The sequence below is a fragment of the Burkholderia sp. Ac-20353 genome (genome assembly GCF_017104785.1).
Classification (GTDB): domain Bacteria; phylum Pseudomonadota; class Gammaproteobacteria; order Burkholderiales; family Burkholderiaceae; genus Burkholderia.
The window spans coordinates 1-2501 of the sequence record NZ_JAAGPL010000394.1; the positions used below are offsets into that span (position 1 = coordinate 1).

2 protein-coding genes are annotated in these 2501 nt (G+C 69.0%); both read right to left on the reverse strand.

The genetic code is table 11. The features are described from left to right. Positions 1–321: 321 nt before the first annotated feature. Positions 322–1002 (reverse strand): HAD family phosphatase, encoded by a 681-nt coding sequence (locus G3N94_RS40565; RefSeq protein WP_205799796.1) that lies wholly within the window; start codon positions 1000–1002, stop codon positions 322–324. Positions 1003–1117: 115 nt separating this feature from the next. Further along, positions 1118–2501, reverse strand: a 1384-nt coding sequence (argH, locus tag G3N94_RS40570) for an argininosuccinate lyase (RefSeq protein ID WP_241022349.1), incomplete at its 5' end; no start/stop codon positions are given.

The following is a 2501-nucleotide window of genomic DNA, read 5'->3' on the forward strand; positions in this document are numbered from 1 at the left end:
TCGACCATCCTCGGCGCCGCTCGTCGGCGAGGATGGTCGCATCGACCTGATCGGCGCGCGTATCGCGACGATGAAGCGGCTGTCGGAGACGGCCGGCAACAAGTGATCGTCGGGTGACATTCGGTGACATTCGGGCGCGCGCCGCATCGAAGCATGTGTGATGCGCGCGACGGGAATGCAGAACGGGTACCGCTACGGACGGGTATTGCAACGGGCACCGCAAGGTGCCCGTTTGCATTTGGGGGAGGCTGCCAGAGGCTGCGGGGTGGCGGCCTTCGGCGCTGTCGTTGAAACCGCGCGCCGACGACCCGCGTGACCGGCTCAGCGATGCGGTACGTCGTGCAGGCCGAACCACGCCGGCATCAGCGCGAGCGCATCGTCGAGCGACGCGAGCACGTGCAGGCTCAGCGCGACGATCTCGGGCGTGGGCGCCTTCAGGTCGGGCACCGTGACGACGGCCGCGCCGGCGCCGGCCGCGGCCTGCGCGCCGAAATCGCTGTCCTCGAATGCGACGCAGGCATGGGCCGGCACGCCGAGCCGTTCGGCCGCGAGCCGGTAGACGGCCGGGTCGGGCTTGCCGCGCGTGACTTCGTCGCCACCCGCGATTGCGTGGAAGAACGGCAGCGCGCCGACCGCGTCGAGCCGCGCGCGGATCACGTCGCGCGCGGACGACGATGCGACCGCACACGGGATTCCGGCCTGCGCGAGCGCGGACAGCAGCGCGTGCGCGCCGGGCTTCAGCGGGAATTTCGGATGGGGCTCCGGCGCGGCGAGCCGTTCGCGCACGCGCGTGCGTACCGAGTCGAATGTGTCGGCGTCGCCGATGATGCGTGCGAGGATCGTCTGGCCTTCCGCGAACGAGCGGCCGACGATCTGCAGATAGTCGGTGACGGACAGCGCAACGCCATGCGTGCCTGCGATGTCGATCCACGTGTTCATGATCGTCCGCTCGGAGTCGATGAGCAGGCCATCCATGTCGAAGATCGCAGCGGAAAACGTCATTGGGATGTCCGGGAGTCGGGGGCGGAAGGGGTGAAGGCGGCGCGGCGCGCATCACGCGCATGGCCGCGCCAACGAAAAACGGACGCCGCAGGGGCGTCCGTCGGATCCGGCAGGCTTACTTGCCGAGCGCCGCGCGGGCGGCTTGCACCGCGGCACGCACCTGGTCCGGCGCAGTGCCGCCCGGGTGGTTGCGGCTCGCGACCGAGCCTTCGAGCGTCAGGTAGCCGAACACGTCATCGCCGATCAGGTGCGCGACGTTCGGCAGTTCCTGCTTCATCTCGTCGAGCGTCAGGTCCGCGAGGTCTATGCCGCGATCGTCGCAGATCCGCACCGCGTGTGCGACGGCCTCGTGCGCGTCGCGGAACGGCAGCCCGCGCTTCACGAGGTAGTCGGCGAGGTCGGTTGCGGTCGAGAAGCCCTGCAGCGCGGCTGCACGCATCGCGTCCGGCTTCACGGTGATGCCCGCGACCATCTCGGCGAAGATCCGCAGCGTGTCGGCGACCGTGTCGACGGTGTCGAACAGCGGTTCCTTGTCTTCCTGGTTGTCCTTGTTGTACGCGAGCGGCTGGCCCTTCATCAGCGTCAGGAGCGCCATCAGGTGGCCGTTCACGCGGCCGGTCTTGCCGCGCGCGAGCTCGGGCACGTCCGGGTTCTTCTTCTGCGGCATGATCGAGCTGCCCGTGCAGAAGCGGTCGGCGATGTCGATGAAGCCGACGCGCGGGCTCATCCACAGCACGAGTTCTTCCGAGAAGCGCGACACGTGCGTCATCACGAGCGCCGACGCAGCCGTGAATTCGATCGCGAAGTCGCGATCCGACACCGCGTCGAGCGAGTTCGCGCAGATGCCGTCGAAGCCGAGCGTCTTCGCGACCGCGTGACGGTCGATCGGGTAGCTCGTGCCGGCCAGCGCGGCCGCGCCGAGCGGCAGGCGGTTCACGCGGGTACGGCAGTCGCGCATGCGCTCCGCGTCACGCGAGAACATCTCGACGTAAGCGAGCAGGTGATGGCCGAACGTGACGGGCTGCGCGACCTGCAGGTGCGTGAAGCCCGGCATGATCGTGCCGGCGTTCTGTTCGGCGAGGTCGAGCAGCGCGCCGCGCAGGTCGTTCAGCAGGCCGCCGATGCGGTCGATTTCGCCGCGCAGCCACAGGCGGATGTCGGTCGCGACCTGGTCGTTGCGCGAGCGGCCCGTGTGCAGGCGCTTGCCGGCATCGCCGATCAGCGCGGTCAGGCGCGCCTCGATGTTCAGGTGGACGTCCTCGAGGTCGAGCTGCCACTCGAATTCGCCGCGTTCGATCTCGCCCTGGATCTGCGCCATCCCGCGTTCGATCGCTGCGAGGTCGTCGGCGCTGATGATCTTCTGCGCGGCGAGCATCTTCGCGTGCGCGAGCGAGCCGGCGATGTCGACGAGCGCGAGGCGCTTGTCGAAAAACACCGACGACGTGTAGCGCTTGACCAGCTCGGACATCGGTTCCGAGAAGCGGGCCGACCAGGCCTCG